This window comes from Actinomadura sp. ATCC 39365 (assembly GCF_054392275.1).
This window is the reverse complement of record NZ_CP184335.1, coordinates 10,075,001-10,096,736: the sequence shown is the minus strand read 5'-3', so window position 1 is coordinate 10,096,736 and position 21,736 is coordinate 10,075,001. Positions and strand designations below refer to the sequence as shown.

Genomic DNA, 21,736 nt, shown 5'->3' with positions numbered 1-21,736 from the left:
GAGGGCGCGGTCACCGCACTTTCCTGTTGTAGGCACGAAGGGCGAAGGGGGCGAAGAGGGCGAGCAGCGCGGCGGCCCAGCCGAGCGTGATCCACACGTCGGACGCCGCCAGGCCGCCCACCAGCAGACCGCGCAGCGCGCCGGCCAGGTGCGAGACGGGGTTGACGCCCATCCACCAGGTCAGCCAGCCCGGCAGGTCGGTGGCGGGGATGAAGGCGCTGCTGCCGAACGTGAGCGGCAGCAGCACGGCGGTGGCGATGCCCTGCATGGAGGCGACCGACTTGGCCACCAGCCCGATCCAGGCCGACCCCCAGCTCAGTGCCGTCACCATGAGCAGCACCAGGCCGATCCCCGCCAGCGCGCTCAGCGGATCGGTCCGCACGCGGAAGCCGACGGCGTACCCCACGGCCAGAGACATGGCGACGGTGATCAGCAGGGTCAGCAGGTCGGCCATGATGCGCCCGGCCAGCGGCGCCGACCTGGCGATCGGCATGGTCCTGAACCGGTCGAACACGCCGTTGCCGATGTCGGTGGCCAGGTTCATGCCCGTCGTGATCGTCGCCATCAGCGCGACCTGGACGAGCACGCCGGGCAGCATGTACGACACCGCGCCCGCCCGGTCGCCCCCGGCCGCCCCGCCGAACAGGTAGACGAAGATGACGATCATGAAGACGGGCTGGAGCAGCAGCCCGGCGAGCTGGCCGGGGTTGTTCTTCAGCGGGATCAGGCTGCGCCAGGCGAGCGTCAGCCCCTGGGAGAGCGCGGTGGTCATGAGCTTGCTCCGGTGAGTGTGCGGAAGACGTCGTCGAGGGAGGGCAGGCGCAGGGCGTGCTCGGCCAGCACGATCCCGGCGTCGTCCAGCCGCCTGAGCAGGTCGGGCGGCGCGGCCAGGTCGTGCACGGGCACGCTGAGCAGCCCGTCCACGGCCGTGGCGCCGAGGATCGAGCCGGCCTTCTCCAGGTCGGCGGCGTGCAGCGGCCGGACGTCCAGCCGGTGCCCGCCGGCCAGCGACTTGAGCTCGGCCGGCGTGCCGCTCGCCGCCACCCGGCCGCGGTCGATGACCAGCAGGTCGTCGGCGAGCTGGTCGGCCTCCTCCAGGTACTGGGTGGTCAGCAGGACCGTCACCCCGTCCGCGACCAGCTCCCTGACCACGTCCCACAGGTCGCCGCGGGCCCGCGGGTCGAGGCCGGTCGTCGGCTCGTCGAGGAACAGGATGCGGGGCCGGCTGACCAGGCTGACCGCCAGGTCCAGCCGTCGGCGCATGCCGCCCGAGTAGCCGGCCGCCGCCCGGCCCGCCGCCTCCTCCAGGCCGAACCTGGCCAGCAGCTCGGCGGCCCTGGCCCTGGCGGCCGGCCTGGACAGGCCGAGCAGGCGGCCGACGAGCACGAGGTTCTGGGTGCCGGTCAGCTTCTCGTCGACCGAGGCGTACTGGCCGGTCAGGCCGATCAGCTCGCGGACCCGGCGGGCCTGGGTGACGACGTCGTGCCCGCCGACCGTGGCGTGGCCGGCGTCGGGGGCGGCGAGGGTGGCCAGGATGCGGACGGCGGTGGTCTTGCCCGCGCCGTTGGGGCCGAGCACGCCGAGCACGGTGCCGGTCCTGACCCGCAGGCCGACGCCGTCCAGCGCGGTCTTGTCGCCGTACCGCTTGACGAGCCCTTCCGCTTCGATCGCGTATGTCATGCCCCTACGGTCGCGGGGGGCGCTGGCAGCGCTCTGGCAGCTACCTGTCAGCCGCCGCCAGTGGCTGGACCCGGTGCGGCACGACGGTCGACAGCGCGATGACGGTGGTGCTCCGGCGCACGCCCGGGATCGTCAGCATCCGGTCGATCACCCGCTGGACGTGCTCGTTGTCACGGCCCGCGACGCGGCACCAGACGTCGCCCTGACCGGTCACGATGCAGGCTTCGAGCAGCTCGGGGATGGACTCCAGGGTTTTGGAGATGTGCTCGCGGGCGGCCTGCTCGACCTCCAGGGTGGTGAACGCCTGCACCGGGTAGCCGAGGGCGGCGGGGGACAGGTTCGGGCCGTAGTCGATGATCACGCCGTCCGCGGCCATCCGGTCCAGCCTGGCCTGTACGGTCCCCCGCGCCACCCCGAGCAGCCGGGCGATCTCCAGCAGCCCGCTGCGCGGCCGGTCGGCGACCAGGCGCAGGACGCGTAGGTCCAGATCGTCGAGCCCGCGGCGACGTGCCGGCATATTCGCCTCCCAAAAGCCGATTCGGCTGTCAGATCGGCAGCATACGGCGAGCGGTGTTGTCACAGCCGCCAGTCGTGCCGAGACTGCGGATCTTATGGAGCACCAGTTTCCGTTCGTCCCCTACCGGCCCGAACGCTACGACGCCGACGAGATGATCAAGCGCGGGGAGGAGTTCCACGCGCTGGCCGACCGGCGGCGCAGCGTGCGGTTCTTCAGCGACGAGCCGGTGCCGTACCGGTGCGTCGAGCTGGCCGTACGGGCGGCCAACACCGCGCCGTCGGGCGCGCACCAGCAGCCGTGGAAGTTCGTGGCGATCGGCGACCCGGAGACCAAGCGGCGCATCCGCGAGGCCGCCGAGGAGGAGGAACGCCGCAACTACGAGGGCGGCAGGCTGCCGCAGGAGTGGCGCGAGGCGCTGGCCCCGCTGGAGACGACCTCCGACAAGGGCTACCTGGAGGTCGTGCCGTGGCTGGTGGTGTGCTTCGCCGAGAAGTACGGCGTGCGCCCCGGCGGCCGCAAGGTCAAGCACTACTACGTCAACGAGAGCGTGGGCATCGCCTGCGGCCTGTTCATCACCGCCCTGCACGCCATGGGCCTGTCCACGCTCACCCACACCCCCAACCCGATGGCCTTCCTCAGCGAGATCTGCGAACGCCCGGCCAACGAGCGGCCCTACATCCTGTTCCCCGTCGGGTACGCCGCCCCCGACGCCGAGGTGCCTGATCTTGCCAGGAAACCGCTGGAAGAGGCCCTGATCCGGTTCGACGGAAAATTGGGCCTTTCCTAGGGCACCCATCGTCTTCACTCTCAGTTCAGGCGCGGGTCAAAACCCCCAGTCCCGCGCGGGCGAGGAGGACGAGGTGAAACGCCGATTACTCATCCTGCTGGCGGTCCTGAGCATGGTCAGCCTCACCGGCATGACCGGCGCCGGGGCCGGCGCGGAACCACCGGCGAACAAGCAGTACCGGGTCTCCGGCCCGGCCGACGCGCGGCAGCGCAGCGCCGTCGCGGCGACCGGCGCCGCCATCGAGGACGTGCAGCCGAACTCGGTGCTGGTCACCGCCACGCAGGCCGAGATCGCGGCCATCAGGCGGCTCGGCTACCGGGTGACGGAGGCGCCGCGCCCGGCGCCGCCGGACGCCGTCGGGACGTTCGACTTCCCGCCGTCGGACTCCGGCTACCACAACTACGCGGAGATGACGGCCGAGATCAACACCATGGTCGCGGCCCATCCGGGGATCATGAGCCAGAGCACGTTCGGCACCTCGTACGAGGGACGGCCGATGCGCCTGGTCAAGATCAGCGACAACGTGGGCACGGACGAGGCCGAGCCCGAGGTGCTGTTCACCGCCCACCAGCACGCCCGTGAGCACCTCACGGTCGAGATGGCGCTGTACATCATGCACCTGCTGGCCGACAACTACGGCACCGACGCCAGGATCACGAACCTGGTCAACACCCGCGAGATCTGGATCATGCCGGACCTCAACCCGGACGGCGGCGAGTACGACATCGCCAGCGGCACCTACCGTTCCTGGCGCAAGAACCGGCAGCCGAACTCCGGCTCATCGGCCGTCGGCACCGACCTCAACCGCAACTGGGCCTACCAGTGGGGCTGCTGCGGCGGCTCCTCGGGCACGACCTCCAGCGAGACCTACCGCGGCGCGAGCGCCGAGTCGGCCCCCGAGGTCAAGGCGGCGGCCGACTGGGTGCGCAGCCGGGTCGTCGGCGGCGTGCAGCAGATCAGGACGAACCTCGACTGGCACACCTACAGCGAGCTGGTCCTGTGGCCCTACGGTTTCACCTACAACGACACCGCCCCCGGCCTGACCCAGGACGACCGGGACGCCCACGCCACCCTCGGCCAGAACATGGCCGGCACCAACGGCTACACGCCCGAGCAGTCCAGCGACCTCTACATCACCGACGGGACGATCGACGACTGGATGTGGGGCCAGTACAAGATCTTCAGCTTCACGTTCGAGATGTACCCGGTCGGCGCGAGCCCCGGCTTCTATCCGCCGGACGAGCAGATCGTCCCGCAGACCACCCGCAACAAGGAGGCCGTGCTGCGCTTCCTGGAGTACTCCGACTGCGTCTACCGGATCATCGGCAAGGAGTCCCAGTACTGCGGCACCGGCACGCCGCCGGTGACGGTCTGGTCCGACACGTTCGAGACGGCGACCGGCTGGACGGCGAACCCGTCCGGCACCGACACCGCCACCACGGGCGCGTGGGAGCGCGGCGACCCCGAGGCGACCACCTCCTCGGGCGCCAAGCAGCTCGGCACCACGGTCAGCGGCACGAACGACCTGGTGACCGGCCGCCTGGCGGGCACCGCGGCCGGTGACTACGACCTCGACGGCGGCGTCAGCTCGATCCAGTCGCCGCCGATCACGCTGCCCTCGACGGGCACGCTGAGCCTGTCGCTGTCGTGGTACCTGGCGCACGGCTCGAACGCCTCCAGCGCGGACTACTTCCGGGTCCGCGTGGTCGGCGGCACCACGACCACCGTGTTCCAGCAGGCCGGTGCGGCCACGAACCGCAACGGCGCCTGGGCCGTGGCGTCGGCCGACCTGACCGCCTATGCGGGCCAGACGGTCCGCATCCTCATCGACGCGGCCGACGCCTCCGGGGCCTCCCTGGTGGAGGCGGGCGTGGACGACGTCAAGATCACTCAACAGCCCTGACCCGACCACCGCGCCCTCTCGCTCCGGACCCCGGTCCGGGCGAGGGGGCGCTGCCATTGGCTCCGGCACCCCGCGTTTCGGCACGTCACGGGCCGTCACGTGATTGGGTCTTGTAAGCACAGGGTGTCAAGGCTACGATCGCGACAACTCTTAGGAAACTTTCCTAAAAGAAATCATGGATCGGATGGCCCATGACCCGCTCGCCGCCCGCATGACTCGCCGCTGAGCTGCGGAGACATCCGCCCGAACGACCTCTTCTCCCACGCCCCCGGCGCTGCGGGCGTGCACACCCCCCACCTTTTCCCAGCCGCTGGAGCGGTCACGCGGTCCGGCCGGACACGCCGGCCCTGACTGCCGTTGCAAGCTCCGCGCGCGCCTGTCGTTCCACCGGCCTGCGCCGACACCCCCGAAAAGGCCCGTGTCTCACCTCCACGGGCCCGTGCCGTACGGCTTGCGCTCTCACCCCCGGTGCAAGCCGTACGGCACGCCAGAAGAACGGAAATCGACAGTGAGATTTCGCGCGATCCTCTTAGCGCTCGCGACCCTCGCACTGAGTCTCCTGGCACTGCCCGCCCATGCCGCCGCCGCCACCGCGACCTTCGTCAAGGTCGCCGACTGGGGGTCCGGCTTCGAGGGCAAGGTCACCGTCGTCAACGGCACCACCGCCCCCCTGGTTTGGAACGTGCAGTTCGACGTGCCGGCCGGGTTCTCCATCCCGTCCGCCTGGGACGCCGTCCTGACCAGGAGCGGCCAGCACTACACCTTCACCGCGCCGAGCTGGGCGGGACCGCTGGCGGCCGGGGCGAGCACGAGCTTCGGCTTCAACGGCGCCCCGGGGAACTTCCCCGGCATCACCGGCTGCACGCTGAACGGCTCCTCGTGCGGCGGCACGACCGTGGAGGTCCCCGGCAAGCCCGGCACGGCCACCGCGACCAGCACGGACACCAGCATCGCCCTCTCCTGGGGCGCCTCCGCCGGCACGGTGACCGGCTACCGCGTTTACGAAGGCAGCGCCGTCAAGGCCACCGTCACCGGCACCACGGCGACGATCTCCGGCCTCGGGACGTGCCAGAGCCACACCTACACCGTCAAGGCGTACAACTCGGCGGGCGAGTCGGCCGCCGGCGACGCCGTGACCGCGACCACCACGGGCTGCGGCACCGGCGTGCCCGGCAAGGCCGGCCCGATCACCGTGACCGGCACGTCCCAGACCGGCGCCACGGCCGGCTGGCCGGCGGTCGCCGGAGCCACCGGCTACAAGGTCCGCCTCAACGGCTCCCAGGTGGCCACCGTCACCGGCACCTCCCACACCCTCACCGGCCTGACCGCCTGCACCTCGTACTCGCTGACGGTCACCGCGTCGAACGCGACCGGCGACGGCCCGCCCAGCGACGCCGCGACCTTCACCACCCCGGGCTGCACCACCGACCCGCTGCCCAAGCACTTCCTCACCGGCTACTGGCACAACTTCGTCAACGCCGCGACCGAGCTCAAGCTGTCGGCCGTGCCCAACGAGTACGACGTCGTCGCCGTCGCCTTCGGCGAGGCCACCTCGACCGCCGGCGAGGTCGTCTTCTCGGTCGACCCGGGCCTTTCCACCGCGCTCGGCGGCTACACCGACGCCCAGTTCAAGGCCGACGTGCAGGCCCTGCACCAGCGCGGCAAGAAGGTCATCCTGTCGGTCGGCGGCGAGGCCGGCCGCGTGCAGGTCTCCAGCGGCGCGGCCGCCACGAAGTTCGCCGACACGGTGTACGCGCTGATGCAGAGCTACGGCTTCGACGGCGTGGACATCGACCTGGAGAACGGCCTCAACGCCACCTACATGGGCCAGGCCCTGCGGGCGCTGCGCGCCAAGGCGGGCAGCGGCCTGATCATCATGATGGCCCCGCAGACCATCGACATGCAGTCGACCGGGATGGAGTACTTCAAGCTCGCCCTGAACATCAAGGACATCCTCACGGTCGTCAACATGCAGTACTACAACTCGGGCTCCATGCTCGGCTGCGACCAGTCCGCGGCGTACTCGCAGGGGACGGTCAACTTCATGACCGCCCTGGCCTGCATCCAGCTGGAGAACGGCCTGCGCCCCGACCAGGTGGCACTGGGCCTGCCGGCCGGGCCCGGCGCCGCGGGCGGCGGCGTCGTCTCGCCCTCCCTCGTCAACCAGGCGCTCGACTGCCTGGCCAAGCGCACCAGTTGCGGATCCTTCGTGCCGCCGCGCGCCTACCCGGACATCCGGGGCGCGATGACCTGGTCCATCAACTGGGACGCCAGCAACAACTGGTCCTTCTCCAAGACCGTCAAGCCGCACCTTCAGGGAATGCCATGAGATTACGTAGCAGACTGATCAGCTCGGTGGCCGGCCTGGCCATCGCCCTCACCGGGGCCGGCCTGGCCACGGGCGTCCCCACCGCCTACGGCGCCGCCGCCCAGCAGCAGCTGGCCGCCGCCTGGGCGCCGTGGACCGCCTACGCCACCGGCGCCGCCGTCACCTACAACGGCGTGGACTACGTGGCCCTGCAGGGTCACACCTCCCAGCCCGGCTGGGAGCCGCCGAACGTGCCCGCGCTGTGGAAGCAGGGCAGCGGCGGAGGCGACCCCACCCCGCCGTCGGTGCCCGGCAACCTGCGCTCGACCACCGTCACCGCCACCAGCGCCGGCCTGGCCTGGGACGCCTCCACCGACAACGTCGGCGTGACCGGCTACAACGTCTACCGCGGCGGCACCCAGGTCGGCACCGCGACCGGCACGACGTACACCGACAACGGGCTGACGGCCTCGACCACCTACAGCTACACGGTCCGGGCCCGCGACGCCGCGGGGAACCTGTCCGGCGTCAGCAACGCGCTCAGCGTCACCACCCCCGGCGGCAACGGCGCGCCCGGCCAGCCCGGCACGGTCACCACGACCGTGACCGACACCAGCATCGCGCTGTCGTGGGGCGCCTCCTCCGGCACGGTGACCGGGTACCGCGTCTACGAGGGCGCGACCCAGAAGGCCGAGGTCACCGGGACCAGCACGACGATCTCCGGGCTGAGCGCGTGCCAGAGCCACACCTACACCGTCAAGGCGTACAACTCGGTGGGCGAGTCGGCCGGGCGTGACGTCTCGGCGACCACGACCGGTTGCCCGACCGGCGGCAAGATGCCCGGCGCCCCCTACCTCTACACCGGCTGGGGCGACCCGCCCTCTCCCACCACGGTGATGAGCGCGACCGGCATCAAGTCGTTCACGATGGCCTTCATCCTGGCCAGCAACGGCTGCAACCCGGCCTGGGACGGGCAGCGCCCGCTGTCCGGCGGCCAGGACGCGCAGGCCATCTCGGCCATCAAGGCGGCCGGCGGCAGCGTGCAGGTGTCCTTCGGCGGCTGGCAGGGCAACAAGCTCGGCCCGAACTGCTCCACGCCCGAACTGTTCGCCGGCGCGGTGCAGAAGGTCATCAACGCCGTCGGCCCGGCCGTCGTCGACTTCGACATCGAGAACACCGACGAGTTCGAGAACCTGACCGTCCAGGACCGCATCCTGAACGCCCTCAAGATCGTCAAGGCGGCCAACCCGAACGTCAAGATCGCCGTCACCTTCGGCACCGCGACCACCGGCCCGACCTACTACGGCACCCGCCTGATCAACCGCGCCAAGGAACTGGCGGTGCCGATCGACAACTACACGATCATGCCGTTCGACTTCGGCGGCGGCGCCAACATGTACCAGAACACCGTCAACGCGGCCGAAGGGCTCAAGAACGCCCTGAAGACCGCCCAGGGCTGGACCGACGCGCAGGCGTACGCCCACATGGGCATCTCCGGCATGAACGGCCTGTCCGACCAGCAGGAGCTCACCAACCAGAGCACCTGGACCCAGATCCGCGACTACGCCAACTCCCACGGCCTGACCAGGCTCGCGTTCTGGTCGGTCAACCGCGACCGCCCCTGCCCGGGCGGCGGCGTCGCGGAGAACTGCAGCGGCATCGCCCAGGACAACTGGGAGTTCACCAAGATCACCGCTGGTTTCTGACCCGCTGAGGCGGCCCGCCACCCCCGGTGGCGGGCCGCACCGGCGCGCGGTCCGCACCCCCCGAAAGGACCCGCATGAGACCCCGCACGAGACTGCGCGGACTGGCGGCCACGGCCCTGGCCGCACTGGGACTCACCGTCCTGCACGCCACCCCGGCCGCCGCCGCGAACATCCTGTCCAACCCCGGCTTCGAGTCCGGCCTGAGCGGCTGGACCTGCCCGGCCGGCGCGCAGGCCGTCACCACTCCCGCGCACGGCGGCGCGCAGGCGCTCCAGGCCACCCCGCAGGGCTCCGACCTCGCCCGCTGCCAGCAGACCGTCACCGTCAAGCCCGGCACCGCCTACCAGCTCTCCGCCTGGGCCCAGGGCTCCTACGTCTTCCTCGGCGCGACCGGCGCCGGCGTCAACGCCAGCACGTGGGGCACCCCCGGCAACCAGTGGGGCCAGCTCAGGACCTCCTTCACCACCGGCGCCACCACCACCTCCGTGACCGTGTACGTCAACGGCTGGTACGGCCAGAGCGCCTACACCGCCGACGACATCGTCCTCGACGGCCCCGGCGGCCCGCCCGACACCGAGGCTCCGACCGTCCCCGGCGGCGTGGCCGTCGGCGGCCCCACCGGCACCAGCCTGACCGTGACCTGGTCGCCCTCCACCGACAACTCCGGCTCGGTGGCCCGCTACGAGGTCTCCAGGGACGAGGCCGCCCCCGTCGCCGCCACCACGACCAGCCACACCGCGACCGGCCTCACCCCCGACACCTCCTACGCCTTCCGCGTCAGGGCCTGCGACGCCGCCGGCAACTGCTCGGCCTACTCGCCCCCGGTCAGCGGCCGCACCTCCAAGGACACCGTCCCGCCCGCCGGCGACATCAGGTACGCCCCCTACATCGACATCACGATGACCAGCCCGTCCCTGGTGGGCGCGGCCAACGCGACCGGCGTGAAGAACTACACGCTGGCGTTCGTCCTCGGCGACAGCAGCGGCTGCAACCCTGCCTGGGGCGGCACGATCCCGCTCGCCGACACCCGGATCGTCAACGACGTCAAGGCCCTCCAGGCCCAGGGCGGCCAGGTCGTCGTGGCCAGCGGCGGCGCGGTCGGACCGTACCTGGAGCACGCCTGCGGCACCTCGGCGGCGCTGCTGGCCGCCTACAAGAAGGTGCTCGACACCGTCGGCACCAACCACCTGGACATCGACGTCGAGGCGAGCATCGACGCGAACAAGGTCAACACCGCGCTCAAGCAGCTCCAGACCGAGCGCGGCACGGTGATCAGCTACACGCTGCGCGTGCAGGGCCGAGGACTACGGCGTGGACCCGTTCTCGTTGCAGATCCTCCAGGACGCCGCCGCCAAGGGCCTCGACGTGATCGTCAACCCGATGCTGATGAACTTCGGCTACACCGGCAACTGGGGCGACGCGATGACCGCCGCCGCCCAGGCCACGCTCGGCCAGATGAAGGGCGTCTGGCCGGCCAGGAGCGACGCCCAGCTCAGGCGCGCGCTCGGCGTCACCCCCATGATCGGCAAGAACGACACCGGCATGACCACCACCCAGGCCGACGCGCGCAAGCTCCTGACCTGGGCCAACAGCAACCACATCGGATTCGTCGGCTTCTGGTCCGCCGCCCGCGACAACGGCGGCTGCCCCAACGGCCAGGTCTCCCCGACCTGCAGCGGGATCTCCCAGTCCAGCTACGAGTTCACGAACATCTTCAAGGGGTTCACCGGATGAGCGGCATCTTCAGGTGGCGCACCGCCGTCGCGGCGGTCGCGCTCGCCCTCGGCACGGCGGGCCTGTCCGCCACCCCCGCCCTGGCGGCCAACATCGCCGTCAACCCCGGCTTCGAGGACGGGCTGACCGGCTGGACCTGCAGCGCCTCCTCCGGCGCCGCCGCCGTCACCTCGCCCGTCCACGGCGGGACGAAGGCACTCAAGGCCACCCCGGCGGGCGCCGACCTCGCCCGCTGCCAGCAGCAGATCAAGGTGCAGCCGTCGTCGTCGTACACGCTGTCGGCCTGGGTGCAGGGCGGCTACGTCTTCCTCGGCGCCACCGGCACCGGCGGCACCGACCCCCAGACGTGGGGCTCGCCCGGCTCGGCCTGGACGCAGCTGCGCACCACGTTCACCACCGGCGCCACCACCACGTCCGTGACCATCTACCTCAACGCCTGGTACGGCCAGAGCGCCTACACCGCCGACGACGTCGTCCTGGACGGCGCGCCCGGCGGCGGAGGCGGCGGCGACAACCAGGCTCCGACCGTCCCCGGCAACCTGACCGTGGGCGGCGCGACGAGCAGCACGCTCACCGCCACCTGGTCGGCCTCCACCGACAACGTCGGCGTGGACCGGTACGAGGTCTCCCGCGACGGCGGCACCCCGGCCGCCGTGACCGCCACCAGCCACACCGCCATCGGCCTGGCCGCCTCCACCTCCTACCGCTTCAAGGTCCGCGCCTGCGACGCCGCCGGCAACTGCTCGCCCTACACCGCCGAGGCCACCGGCACCACGACCGCCGGCGGCGGCGGGGGAGGCGGCCTGCCCAAGCGCGTCCTGGTCGGCTACCTGCACGCCTCCTTCGCCAACGGCTCCGGCTACATCCGCATGGCCGACGTGCCCGCCGAATGGGACGTCATCAACCTCGCCTTCGGCGAGCCCACCTCGGTGACCTCCGGCGACATCCGCTTCCGCCAGTGCCCGGCCGCCGAGTGCCCGAACGTCGAGCCCGAGGCGGACTTCGTCGCCGCCATCAAGGCCAAGCAGGACCAGGGCAAGAAGGTGCTCATCTCCATCGGCGGCCAGAACGGCCAGGTGCAGCTCACCACCACGGCCGCCAGGGACAAGTTCGTCGAGTCGGTCGCGGCCATCATCGACAGGTACGGCCTGGACGGCCTCGACGTGGACTTCGAGGGCCACTCCCTCTACCTCAACCAGGGCGACACGAACCTGGCCAACCCCACCACGCCCGTCGTCGTCAACCTGATCTCCGCGCTGCGCGCGCTCAAGAGCCGCTACGGCGCCAAGTTCGTGCTCACCATGGCGCCCGAGACGTTCTTCGTACAGCTCGGCTACCAGTTCTACGGCCCCGGCCCGAACGGCTCGGCCGACAGCAGGGCCGCCTCCTACCTGCCGGTCATCCACGCCCTGCGCGACGACCTCACCCTGCTGCACGTGCAGGACTACAACTCCGGCCCGATCACCGGGCTGGACAACCAGTACCACACGATGGGCGGCCACGACTTCCACGTCGCCATGACGGACATGCTGCTGGCCGGCTTCCCGATCATGGGCAACCCCAACAACGTGTTCCCGCCGCTGCGCCAGGACCAGGTGGCCATCGGCCTGCCCGCCTCGCCCAACGCGGGCAACGGGTTCACCACCGTCGCCGAGGTCCAGAAGGCGTTCGACTGCCTGGCCAAGGGCAGCAACTGCGGCAGCTACAAGCCACGCGGCGTCTACCCGAACCTGCGCGGCCTGATGACCTGGTCGATCAACTGGGACAAGTACAACGCCTTCGAGTTCTCAAGGAGGCACCGGGCCTACCTCAACGGCCTGTGAACGGCCGGACGAGCTGGGTGGGCTTGAGCGGCACCCCCAACCCCGGCGGACGGTAGGTCGGCAGCGCCTCGCCGTACTCGTGCATCCAGGCGTGGTCGACCATCAGGCGCATGCGCCCGTCCGCCGGCGTGCCGTCCGGGTCCGCCCGGGACGTCCGCCCGGCCAGCCGGGCCACCGCCTCGGCCACCAGGCCCGCGTCCGGCGGCGCGAGGTCGCACTGCTCGTCGGGGCCGATGAGCAGGTCGACCTCCGGCGGCAGCGGGTAGATCGGCCGGGGGATGGCCAGCACGCGCGGCGAGGGAGCCATCGGCCACCCGTCGCGCACCGCCTCCAGCAGCACCGACCGCGACGTGCGGCGCGCGAACAGGCCCTCGCACAGGGCCCAGCTCAGCGCGCCCACGTCGGCGCGGTCCTCGCCGCAGGCGTGCAGGCACAGGTACGGCACCAGCGGGATCCCCGCGCCGCCCGCCGGCTGCGCCCACCCGCTGCCGCACCCGGTCAGCACCAGCAGCGCCAGCATCGCCCGGTAGGCGGTGTCGGCGTGCGGCGTCTCCAGCCGGCCCGGCACGATCATGCACCGCCCGCCGGTCTTCTCCGCCGTCACGCCCAGCTCCCGCGCCGTCTTCACGGTCCGCGAGGCGGCCACCCCGGTGTAGATCTCCTGCCAGCCCGGCGTGTACGGCTCCCGGTCCCCGTACCCCTGCGGCCACACCCCGGGCAGCCCGTCACGTGCCACGCCGTAGGCGGCCAGCAGCAGGTCGAACACCGTGGTCACCAGCTCGCCGCCGTCCCTGACGACCGGCACGCCGCGCCGCAGCACGCCCGGCCCGAAGTCGAAGCGCGGCAACAGCACCTGCACCGCCTCGCCGCCGTACACGCTGAGCCGGTCGCAGGCCCGGCCGAGCAGCCCGCCCGGCACGTACGCGTCCTCGCGCTCGCGCAGCCGCACCAGGAACGGCAGGTCCGTCCGCTCCATCGCGTGCGCGGCGAACGGCGGCCGGTCCAGGAAGAACTCCTTCAGCAGCACGTGCCCCATCGCCATCGCCAGCGCGCCGTCCGTGCCCGGCCGCACGACCAGCGTCTCGTCCGACAACCGGGTCGGATGGGTGCCGATCGCCACCACCTTCTGGCCCTTGTACCGCCCGGCGATCACCCAGGGCGTGTCCGCCGTACGCGCCAGCCGGTTGTTCTCCCCCCACAGCAGCACGTACGCCGCCCGCGCCCAGTCCTCGGCCCCCGGCCCCGTGAACCGCGGCCCGAGCACCTGCTCCGACGCGCACGGATGCTCCGTCAGCAGCGCGCCGCCCAGCCCGTCGACCACGCCCGCCAGCGGCGACGTCGCCAGCGCCGCCACCCGGTCCGCGCCGTGCTCCGACGCCGTGTGCACGATCGCCGCCGCCGCCAGCTCGGCCGCCGTGGCGTCGTCCAGCGGGACCCGCCGCTCACCGCGCCGCGCCTGGTAGACCTGAGAGTTGCCTGTGAGTTTCGCCCAGGCCGCGACCGGGTCACGGACCCCGTCCCTCACCTCGAAATAGAGCCTGACCAGTGCCTGGTTGACCTGCGATCCCCCCATGGAAAAAGTTCAACACAGACAGTCATGTTCTATCGCGTTACGTGTCCGCATGTCGGGGATAAGAATTGGAAGCCCAGGTGGCGGCACTCAGATTGTTACGGCAGGCTAGGGGCCGCCATGGATTACGCAGTTCTCACGGGGGTCGTCCTCGTCACCGGTGTCGTGCTCGCCGTCGTCGCACAGTGGCGCGACTGGCGGCCGCCGCTCTACGTCGCCGTGCTCGTCGGCATCGCCGTCCGCGTGCTGATCATGTACACCTCCGCGATCGACTCATGGCAACCCGTCGACTTCATGGAGAGCTTCAAGCCCGCCGGCGAGGCGGTGCTGCAGGGCAAGGACCCGGTGCTGGCCAGCGAGGGCGGCTGGCACTTCCTGCCGACCATCCCCTACGTCTACGGCATCCTGCTGTGGCTCGGCATCCCGTGGGAGTACGCCGGCCGCCTGGTCACCGTCGTCGCCGACATCGTGCTGGTCCCGCTGGTCGCCAAGCTGGCCGGCGGCCCCAAGGCGTCCCTGCGCGCCTTGCAGTACGCGCTCAACCCGCTGGCCGTGCTCATCGCCAGCGTCCACGGCCAGGTCGAGCCGGTCGCGCTGGTGTTCGGCGTGGCCGCGTTCGTGGTCGCCCGCGGCCCCGGCGCGCCCGACCGTCCCGGCGCCACCATCGACGCCGACGGCCTTCGTGCCGTGGCACGCCGCCCTGTCGCCATGCTGCGCCGCGCCCTCATGCCCGGCTCCGACGATCGCGCCGACCTGCGGCGCGCCATGCTGGCCGGGCTGCTCATGGGCCTCGCGCTGTGCGCCAAGAGCTGGCCGATCTGGCTGGTGCCCGGCATGCTGCTGCTCCTGCCCCACCTGCGCGCCAGGATCGCCGCCCTCGTCATGACCGGCATCGTCCCGGTGTTCTTCCTGCTCACCTCGCCGATCTTCGCGGGCACCACGCTCGACGAGATCCCCGCCGTCATCCGTACCATCCAGGACATCCGTCCGATCGTCGGCGAATGGGGCTACACCCCATGGTTCACCGGCGGCGACTGGGCCCTGATGCCGGGGCTGGCCTCGTTCGGCACGAAGCTCATCTACGTCAGCGTCATCGGCGTCCTGCTGCTGTGGCGGCGGGCCGACCCGATCGACCTGACCACGGCCATCCTGCTCGTCTTCATGGTCATGACGCCCCGCCTCGGCGCCCAGTACCTGCTGTGGTTCATGCCGTTCCTGGTGGCCAGGCCGACCAGGTGGGCCTGGCCGGCCATCATCGGCGTCTCCTTCTGGGCCGCCTTCGGCTACCTGTACATGACGCAGTTCAGCACCAACGACTGGTGGTACCTCCACCGCGACTGGTCACGGGCCTCCATCGTGCTGCTGCCGGTGCTGCTGCTGGCCATGCCCTGGGCCCGTCGCGTGTCGACGGCCCAGGACAGAGTCGCCGCCGTCCCGCCGAAGATCACCTCAACGGCGGTCTAGCCGCCGCCACAAGGCCACCCACTGGTCAGGATGCACGTGGCCCACGACGGCGTCGCGGGCCACGCCCGCCTCGCCGAGCGCCGCGTCCACCCCCCGGTAGTGCGGCCGCAGGGAGGCGCGCACCGAGCCGCCGACCCCGCCGAAACCCAGCTCGACCAGCTCCAGGTAGCTCCCGCGGTCGCTCACCAGCGGCTCGGGCCGCCGCCGCAGGCGCAGGATCGCCGAGTCCACCGACGGCACGGGACGGAAGCTCTCCCTGCCGATCGTGTCGCCGAGCCGCCAGTCGAACCACGGCCACGACGACACCGTCACCAGGCTCCACCGGCCGTAGTCGCCGGTGCGCTTGCGCGCGTACTCCCGCTGGGTGAGCAGCGTCGCCGAGGTCAGCTCCCGCGCCCGCAGGCACCAGTCGACGATCCTCGACGTGATCGAGTACGGGATGTTGCCCACCACCGCGAACGGCTCACGCGGCGCCCGTGCGGCCGTGAAGTCACCCCTGACCACCTCGATCCGCGGATCGTTGCGCGTACGCGAGGCCAGCCGCCCGGCGAGCCGGGGATCGAGCTCGTAGCCGACCACGTGCGCCCCGGCCTCGGCCAGCGCCAGCGTGAGCACGCCCGGCCCCGAGCCGGGCTCGAGCACCAGCCCCTCCGGCGCCGCCGCCTTGACCATCAGCTCCACGGCATGCCGGTCGGCCAGGAAGTTCTGCGAGAGCTCACGCCTGAGCCGGTCGGCGGGCGTACGACCGCCGCCGCCGTTCCTGACGTTCTTCTGGGTGTGTGAATAGTTTCCGTGCGCGAAGTTCTGCGCCACAGCACTGCCCTTTCGGGTCCTCGAGATGAACAGGTCTCGAAGGGCCCTGGGCGCGCCGGCGGACGCGCGGTGTCAGCCGTCCGCTAGCGGGCCAGAGCCCGGCCGCGGCGGATGCGGATGAACACGGTGCAGAACATGGAACACATGCCGCCGACAGTAGGCCGGACGGCGTCACCAGGGCAAACGATTAATGTGATGCGCGGGCACGCCCGGTTCGTCACCCTTGGACGCATGCAGGCAACGGTCACCGTCACCCCGGCGCAGCTTCCGGAGGTGCTGCTGCACGTCGCCGTGGTCCGCCCGGTCTTCCTGTGGGGCGCGCCCGGCATCGGCAAGAGCTCGCTGGTACGCGAGTTCGCCGGCTCGCTCGGTCTCGACTGCGTGACCCTGCTCGGCACCCAGCTCGCCCCCGAGGACCTGATCGGCGTGCCCGAGCTGGTCGGCGGGCGCAGCCGGTTCGCGCCGCCGGAGTCCATCGCCCGCGACGAGCCCTACTGCCTGTTCCTCGACGAGCTCAACGCCTCCGCGCCCGAGGTGCAGAAGGCGTTCTACTCGCTGATCCTCGACCGCCGCATCGGCACGTACGAGCTGCCCGCCGGCTCGGTCGTGATCGGCGCCGGCAACCGGGCCACCGACAACGCGCTGGCCCGCCCGATGGCCTCGGCCCTGATCAACCGCCTGGTCCACGTGCACCTGCGCGCCTCGGCCGACGACTGGCTGAAGTGGGCGGCGGCCTCCGGCATCCACCCCTGGATCGTCGACTACCTCGTCCAGCGTCCCGACCACCTGTGGAGCCCGCCGCCCAAGACCGAGGAGCCGTTCTCCTCGCCGCGCGCCTGGCACATGCTCTCCGACGTGCTCACCTCCTACGGCGACGACGTCGGCGACGAGACCCTCGCGATGCTCGCCTTCGGCACCCTCTCCACCGCCCACGCCTCCGCCTTCCGCGCCTACGTCAGGACCGTCCGGCACGCCTACGACCTCGACGCCGTGCTCAAGGGCGAGGCGCCCTGGCCGCGCCGCCCCGAGGAGCGCGACCTGCTCTACTTCCTGGCCGAGACCTTCCGCGCCCGCCTGATCAAGGAGCTGCCCGCCGACAAGCGCGGTGCCTCGGCCCGCGGCCGCGACCTCGGCTTCCGCGCCAAGACACTGCTCGTCGAGCTGGCCGAGATCTCCCTCGAATGCGCCCAGCTCGTCATCGCCAACGACGCCGACGGCGCGCCCGCGCTGCCCACCTGGTTCCTCGTCGAGATCGGCAGAGACGTGCCCCGGCTCATGGCGGCCCGCGCGTGAGCCGCCGCAAGCCCAAGGCCGACCCCTGGCGGGCCGAGGTCATGAACGGCTGGGCCGCCGTCAACCGCCACCCGCTGTTCGCCGGCCTGCACGGCACCCTGCTGGAGGCCGCCGACGGCCGGCTGCCGCCCGAGACGTGGGCCGTCGTCAGCGAGGACGGCGACGTCAGCTTCCACCCCAAGCGCCGCGCCCCCGCCGCGGAGTGGGCATGGGTCTTCGCCCACCTGCTGCTCCACCTGGGCTTCGGCCACGCCGACCCGCGCGTCTGCGCCCCCAAGGACGTCGACGGCGACCTGCCCGACCCCGCCTACCACGCCGCCTGCTGCGTGGCGGTCGAACGTTTCCTGCGCACCGTCAAGATCGGACACTGCCCCGCGCCGCTGCCCGACGAGCTGCCCGAGGAGGACGAGGTGACGCTCTCCGAACGGTGGCGCAGGGTCGGCGTCCCGCCCCGGTTCCAGCCGCTCGGCCCGGCCGACTTCCACATCGGCACCGAGGAGGACGCCGAGCACTTCGACTTCCAGCGCGGCTTCGCGATCGGCGTCGCCTGGTCCGCCACGTCCGCGCTCGACCGGGCCGGCGCGCCGCGCACCCCCGTCGAAGGCCACGTCAAGGGCCCCTGGGACGGCGCGCTGCGCTGGTTCATGTCGTCGTACCCGCTGCTCGGCGCGCTGGCCGCGGGCATGAAGATCGTCTCCGACGCCGAGCTGGCCAGGGCCTGGGACATCTCGATCGCCGCCGTCAGCGCCGAGGCGGCCGAGATCTACGTCAACCCGCTGGCCACGCACACCGAGCCCGAATGGCGTTTCGTGCTCGCCCACGAGATGCTGCACGCCGCCCTGCGGCACGGCGAACGGGCCGGCATGCGCGACCCGTACCTGTGGAACGTCGCCTGCGACTACGTGATCAACGGCTGGCTGGTCGAGATGGGCGTCGGCGAGATGCCCGAAGGGCTGCTGTTCGACCAGTCGCTCGGCACGATGTCCGCCGAGGCCGTCTACGACCAGATCGCCGGCGACCTGCGGCGCATGCGCAAGCTGGCCACCCTGCGCGGCCGGGGCATGGGCGACGTGCTCGACCGCCCGGCCCGCCAGGCCCGCGGCTACGTCGACCTCGACGACTACTACCGCAACGCCCTGTGCACCGGCCTGGCCTACCACCAGTCCAGCGGACGCGGCCTGCTGCCCGCCGGGCTCGAACAGGAGATCCGCGCGCTCGAACAGCCGCCCCTGCCCTGGGACGCCCAGCTCGCCCGCTGGTTCGACGAGCACTTCCAGCCCGAGGAGTCGCGCCGCTCCTATGCCCGCGCCTCCCGCCGCCAGGCCGCCAGCCCCGGCATCCCGCGCCCCGGCCGGGTACGGCCAGAGGAGGTCGTACGCAGGAAGACGTTCGGCGTCGTCCTCGACACCTCCGGCTCCATGGACGTCAAGCTGCTCGGCAAGGCCCTCGGCGCCATCGCCTCCTACGCCGCCGCCCGCGACGTGCCCCGGGCCAGGGTCGTCTTCTGCGACGCCACGGCCTACGACGCCGGCTACCTGCCGGTCGAGGAGATCGCCGGCCGGGTCAGGGTGCGCGGCCGCGGCGGCACGATCCTCCAGCCCGGCGTCAAGCTGCTCGAACGCGCCGACGACTTCCCGCCCGACGGCCCCATCCTGCTGATCACCGACGGGCAGTGCGACGTGCTCCGCATCCGCCGCGAGCACGCCTTCCTGGTGCCCCAGGGCGCGCCGCTGCCCTTCCGGCCGCGCGGCCCGGTCTTCTTCATGAAGTGACCCGGACGCGTCCGATTCCGACAAGAGCCGTCCGCGCCCTCCACGGTAGCGTCGCCGGACACGACCCTCTCGACGGAAGCGCGGACATGGACACACTCGACCGAGCAGCACAGTTCCTGCGACTCCACGGCAGGCTCATCGACAGACTGAGGTTCGAGGCCCTGTTCGCGGACGGCTCCCGCGCCCGCGTGCTCGACGCCCTGCGCTGCTACCAGAACGCCGACGGCGGCTTCGGCAACGCCCTGGAGCCCGACCTGCGCGGCGCCGCCGGCCAGCCGCAACCGGTCGAGGTCGCCTTCTGGATCCTCGACGAGCTCGACGCCTTCGACTCGCCGATGGTCGCCGCCGCCTGCGACTACCTGACGGACATCACGGCCGCCGGGGGCGGGGTGCCGTTCGTGCTGCCGTCCGTCCGCGACACGCCGCGCGCACCCTGGTGGCAGACCCCCGACGACCCGCCCGGCGACCTCAACCCCACCGCCGTGCTCGCCGCGCTGCTGCACAAGCACGGCGTCACCCACCCCTGGCTCGGGCCCGCCACCGACTTCTGCTGGTCGCGCATCGCCGGGCTCACGCACACCACTCCGTACGAGGCCCGCGCCCTGCTCGTGTTCCTCGAACACGTCCCCGACCGGGAGCGCGCGCAGGCCGAGTTCGCCCGGCTGCGCGAAGCCGTCCTGGCCACGGTCACCTTCGACCCGCACGCCGAAGGCGCGGTCCACCACCCCCTCGACTTCGCGCCCGCGCCGTCGGCCCTGCCCCTCTTCGACGCCGCCACCCTCGACACCCACCTGGACGCCATGGCCGCCGCCCAGTCCCCGGAAGGCGGCTGGCAGCCGAACTGGAACGCCTGGACCCCGCTGGTCGCGCACGAATGGGCGGGCTACCTGACCGTGGCGCACCTGAAGACCCTGCGCGCGTACGGCCGCCTGCCCGCCTGAACGGATTCTGTCGGCGGGGTCGCGTACGTTGGAGGCATGTACGCGGAACGGCCCCCGGGCGACGCTCTCGCCGGCCGTGTCGCCTGCGTGTGGCACCAGGTCAGCGAGGGCGACACCACGCAGCTCGTGGTGCCCGACGCCTGCGTCGACCTCATCTGGGGCCCCGGCGGCCTCTTCGTGGCCGGCCCCGACACCGGCCCGGTGCCGACCCCGATGGCGACGGGCGACGCCTACGTCGGCATCCGGTTCAAGCCCGGCGCGGCGGGCGCCGTCTTCGGCGTCCCGATCCACGAGCTGCGCGACCGCCGGGTCCCGCTCGCCGCCCTGCCCGCCCTCGCCGTCCCGTCCCGCCTGCTGTCCGACGCGACGCCCGCGCCCGACATGGCGGCGCGGCTCGCGGCCATGCGCGCCGCCGTCCTGACCCGCCTGCGTGAGACCCCCGCCCCCGACCGGGCCGCGCCCGCCATCGCCGGGGCGCTGCGCATGGGCCGCAGCGTGCGCGACGTCGCCTGGGCCATCGGCCTCAGCGAACGCCAGCTCCACCGCCGCAGCGTCGCCTCCTTCGGCTACTCGCCCAAGACCCTCCAGCGCATCGTCCGCTTCCAGCGCGCGCTCACCTTGACCCGCGCGGGCGTCCCACCGGCGGAGGCGGCGGTCCGCGCCGGCTACGCCGACCAGGCCCACCTGTCCCACGACGTGAAGCGGCTGAGCGGCGTCCCGCTGGGCCGCCTGCTCTCACCCGTCCGGCATCTTCCCTGACACCAGCGCCTGCGCCCACTTCGCGCTCGGGTCGCTGTCGATCAGCACCGCCCGCGCCAGCAGGCTGAGCGGGATCGCCAGGATCGCGCCGAGCGGCCCCAGCATGAACGTCCACACGATCAGCGACAGGAACGTCATCGTGGTAGAGAGCCCCACCGCGTCCCCCAGGAACTTCGGCATGATGAACGACTGCGTGACCACGTTGATGACGATGTAGGCCACGACGACCAGCACCATCGTCTTGACGCCGCCGTGCAGGAGCGCCAGCAGGGCGGGCGGCAGCAGCCCGATGACGAACCCGATGTTCGGGATGTAGTTGGCGATCAACGCCAGCACCCCCCACAACAGCGGCAACGGCACGTCCAGCAACGACAGCACGATGACGTCGAGAACCGCGTCGATCAGCCCGAAGACGGTCGAGACGATGAGATACCGCCGCGTCTTGTGCGCGAACGTCGCCAACGCCGTCACCAGCTGCGGCCGGTTCCCCTCGCCGGTGGTGAGGATCCGCGCCGTCACCGGCGCGTCGAGGCACATCGCCAGCAACAGCACCACGATCAGGAACAGGCTCGACAACACGCCGATCAGGCTCCCGAGCAGGCTCTGCGCCAGCCCCAGCATCCGGCCGGGGTCGAACGCCTGCACCGCCTTGGCCAGCACGTCGTT

Annotated in this window: 16 protein-coding genes (1 of these 16 only partly in view); 10 read left to right on the top strand and 6 right to left on the bottom strand. The window is 71.8% G+C overall.

All coding sequences use genetic code 11. The features are described from left to right. Positions 1 to 10 precede the first annotated feature (10 nt). From ACNF49_RS48210 to ACNF49_RS48200, 3 genes are read right to left on the bottom strand one after another with little or no spacing between them, the layout of a single operon-like run. Entirely contained in the window at positions 11 to 772 is a 762-nt protein-coding gene (locus tag ACNF49_RS48210; RefSeq protein ID WP_482941903.1) for an ABC transporter permease, read from the bottom strand. Continuing rightward, positions 769 to 1,680, bottom strand: a complete 912-nt coding sequence (locus ACNF49_RS48205) for an ATP-binding cassette domain-containing protein (protein WP_357984327.1) — start codon at positions 1,678 to 1,680, stop codon at positions 769 to 771. The genes ACNF49_RS48210 and ACNF49_RS48205 overlap by 4 nt, the downstream gene beginning before the upstream one ends. Positions 1,681 to 1,720: 40 nt before the next feature. Beyond that, positions 1,721 to 2,197 (bottom strand): Lrp/AsnC family transcriptional regulator, encoded by a 477-nt coding sequence (locus ACNF49_RS48200; protein WP_357984330.1) that lies wholly within the window; start codon positions 2,195 to 2,197, stop codon positions 1,721 to 1,723. Between the two features lie 94 nt (positions 2,198 to 2,291). On the opposite strand from ACNF49_RS48200, the gene ACNF49_RS48195 reads away from it, so the two are divergent. From ACNF49_RS48195 to ACNF49_RS48175, 5 genes are all read left to right on the top strand, one after another. Beyond that, positions 2,292 to 2,984, top strand: coding sequence for a nitroreductase family protein (locus tag ACNF49_RS48195; RefSeq protein ID WP_357984333.1), 693 nt, complete (start codon positions 2,292 to 2,294; stop codon positions 2,982 to 2,984). Between the two features lie 73 nt (positions 2,985 to 3,057). Continuing rightward, positions 3,058 to 4,887, top strand: coding sequence for a M14 family metallopeptidase (locus tag ACNF49_RS48190; RefSeq protein ID WP_482941902.1), 1,830 nt, complete (start codon positions 3,058 to 3,060; stop codon positions 4,885 to 4,887). Between the two features lie 508 nt (positions 4,888 to 5,395). Further along, a complete protein-coding gene (locus ACNF49_RS48185) occupies positions 5,396 to 7,216 on the top strand; it encodes a cellulose binding domain-containing protein (protein WP_482941901.1) in 1,821 nt (606 codons plus the stop codon). After that, complete coding sequence (locus ACNF49_RS48180) at positions 7,213 to 8,901, top strand: fibronectin type III domain-containing protein (RefSeq protein WP_357984342.1); 1,689 nt, start codon at positions 7,213 to 7,215, stop codon at positions 8,899 to 8,901. The genes ACNF49_RS48185 and ACNF49_RS48180 overlap by 4 nt, the downstream gene beginning before the upstream one ends. 74 nt (positions 8,902 to 8,975) lie before the next feature. After that, positions 8,976 to 12,458 carry a carbohydrate binding domain-containing protein gene (locus tag ACNF49_RS48175; RefSeq protein ID WP_482941900.1) on the top strand — a complete coding sequence of 1,161 codons (3,483 nt, stop codon included), beginning with the start codon at positions 8,976 to 8,978 and terminating at the stop codon, positions 12,456 to 12,458. Here ACNF49_RS48175 and ACNF49_RS48170 read toward each other — a convergent pair. Continuing rightward, positions 12,445 to 14,031 carry a molybdopterin-dependent oxidoreductase gene (locus ACNF49_RS48170; protein ID WP_357984351.1) on the bottom strand — a complete coding sequence of 529 codons (1,587 nt, stop codon included), beginning with the start codon at positions 14,029 to 14,031 and terminating at the stop codon, positions 12,445 to 12,447. The genes ACNF49_RS48175 and ACNF49_RS48170 overlap by 14 nt on opposite strands. Positions 14,032 to 14,148: 117 nt before the next feature. Here ACNF49_RS48170 and ACNF49_RS48165 point away from each other — a divergent pair, with 117 nt between their 5' ends. Then, a complete protein-coding gene (locus ACNF49_RS48165) occupies positions 14,149 to 15,492 on the top strand; it encodes a putative hexosyltransferase (RefSeq protein WP_357984354.1) in 1,344 nt (447 codons plus the stop codon). Here ACNF49_RS48165 and erm read toward each other — a convergent pair. After that, positions 15,478 to 16,305, bottom strand: a complete 828-nt coding sequence (gene erm / locus ACNF49_RS48160) for an ErmE/ErmH/ErmO/ErmR family 23S rRNA (adenine(2058)-N(6))-methyltransferase (RefSeq protein ID WP_357984358.1) — start codon at positions 16,303 to 16,305, stop codon at positions 15,478 to 15,480. The genes ACNF49_RS48165 and erm overlap by 15 nt on opposite strands. Positions 16,306 to 16,536: 231 nt before the next feature. Between erm and ACNF49_RS48155 the strand changes: the two genes are divergently transcribed. The 4 genes from ACNF49_RS48155 to ACNF49_RS48140 all read left to right on the top strand — a co-directional run bounded on the left by ACNF49_RS48155 (position 16,537) and on the right by ACNF49_RS48140 (position 21,070). After that, complete coding sequence (locus ACNF49_RS48155) at positions 16,537 to 17,598, top strand: ATP-binding protein (protein WP_357984361.1); 1,062 nt, start codon at positions 16,537 to 16,539, stop codon at positions 17,596 to 17,598. After that, entirely contained in the window at positions 17,595 to 19,370 is a 1,776-nt protein-coding gene (locus tag ACNF49_RS48150; RefSeq protein ID WP_482941899.1) for a vWA domain-containing protein, read from the top strand. Before ACNF49_RS48155 ends, ACNF49_RS48150 begins: the two co-directional genes overlap by 4 nt. 86 nt (positions 19,371 to 19,456) lie before the next feature. Then, on the top strand, positions 19,457 to 20,311 hold the full coding sequence (locus ACNF49_RS48145) for a hypothetical protein (protein ID WP_482941898.1): 855 nt from the start codon (positions 19,457 to 19,459) through the stop codon (positions 20,309 to 20,311). A 36-nt stretch (positions 20,312 to 20,347) separates the two neighbouring features. Further along, positions 20,348 to 21,070 (top strand): DUF6597 domain-containing transcriptional factor, encoded by a 723-nt coding sequence (locus tag ACNF49_RS48140; RefSeq protein WP_482941897.1) that lies wholly within the window; start codon positions 20,348 to 20,350, stop codon positions 21,068 to 21,070. Here ACNF49_RS48140 and ACNF49_RS48135 read toward each other — a convergent pair. Continuing rightward, positions 21,047 to 21,736: the 3' portion of an AI-2E family transporter gene (locus tag ACNF49_RS48135; RefSeq protein ID WP_357984373.1), read on the bottom strand. Its footprint extends 336 nt past the window's final position; only the last 690 of its 1,026 coding nucleotides appear in the window; its start codon lies off the right edge, out of view — the gene reads right to left on this strand; the stop codon is at positions 21,047 to 21,049. The two genes, ACNF49_RS48140 and ACNF49_RS48135, sit on opposite strands and share 24 nt — an antisense overlap.

Coding starts and splice junctions, on each gene's coding strand:
- ACNF49_RS48210 (WP_482941903.1), bottom strand. CDS start 772: ATGACCACCGCGCTCTCCCAGGGGCTGACGCTCGCCTGGCGCAGCCTG.
- ACNF49_RS48205 (WP_357984327.1), bottom strand. CDS start 1,680: ATGACATACGCGATCGAAGCGGAAGGGCTCGTCAAGCGGTACGGCGAC.
- ACNF49_RS48200 (WP_357984330.1), bottom strand. CDS start 2,197: ATGCCGGCACGTCGCCGCGGGCTCGACGATCTGGACCTACGCGTCCTG.
- ACNF49_RS48195 (WP_357984333.1), top strand. CDS start 2,292: ATGGAGCACCAGTTTCCGTTCGTCCCCTACCGGCCCGAACGCTACGAC.
- ACNF49_RS48180 (WP_357984342.1), top strand. CDS start 7,213: ATGAGATTACGTAGCAGACTGATCAGCTCGGTGGCCGGCCTGGCCATC.
- ACNF49_RS48175 (WP_482941900.1), top strand. CDS start 8,976: ATGAGACCCCGCACGAGACTGCGCGGACTGGCGGCCACGGCCCTGGCC.
- ACNF49_RS48170 (WP_357984351.1), bottom strand. CDS start 14,031: ATGGGGGGATCGCAGGTCAACCAGGCACTGGTCAGGCTCTATTTCGAG.
- ACNF49_RS48165 (WP_357984354.1), top strand. CDS start 14,149: ATGGATTACGCAGTTCTCACGGGGGTCGTCCTCGTCACCGGTGTCGTG.
- ACNF49_RS48155 (WP_357984361.1), top strand. CDS start 16,537: ATGCAGGCAACGGTCACCGTCACCCCGGCGCAGCTTCCGGAGGTGCTG.
- ACNF49_RS48145 (WP_482941898.1), top strand. CDS start 19,457: ATGGACACACTCGACCGAGCAGCACAGTTCCTGCGACTCCACGGCAGG.
- ACNF49_RS48140 (WP_482941897.1), top strand. CDS start 20,348: ATGTACGCGGAACGGCCCCCGGGCGACGCTCTCGCCGGCCGTGTCGCC.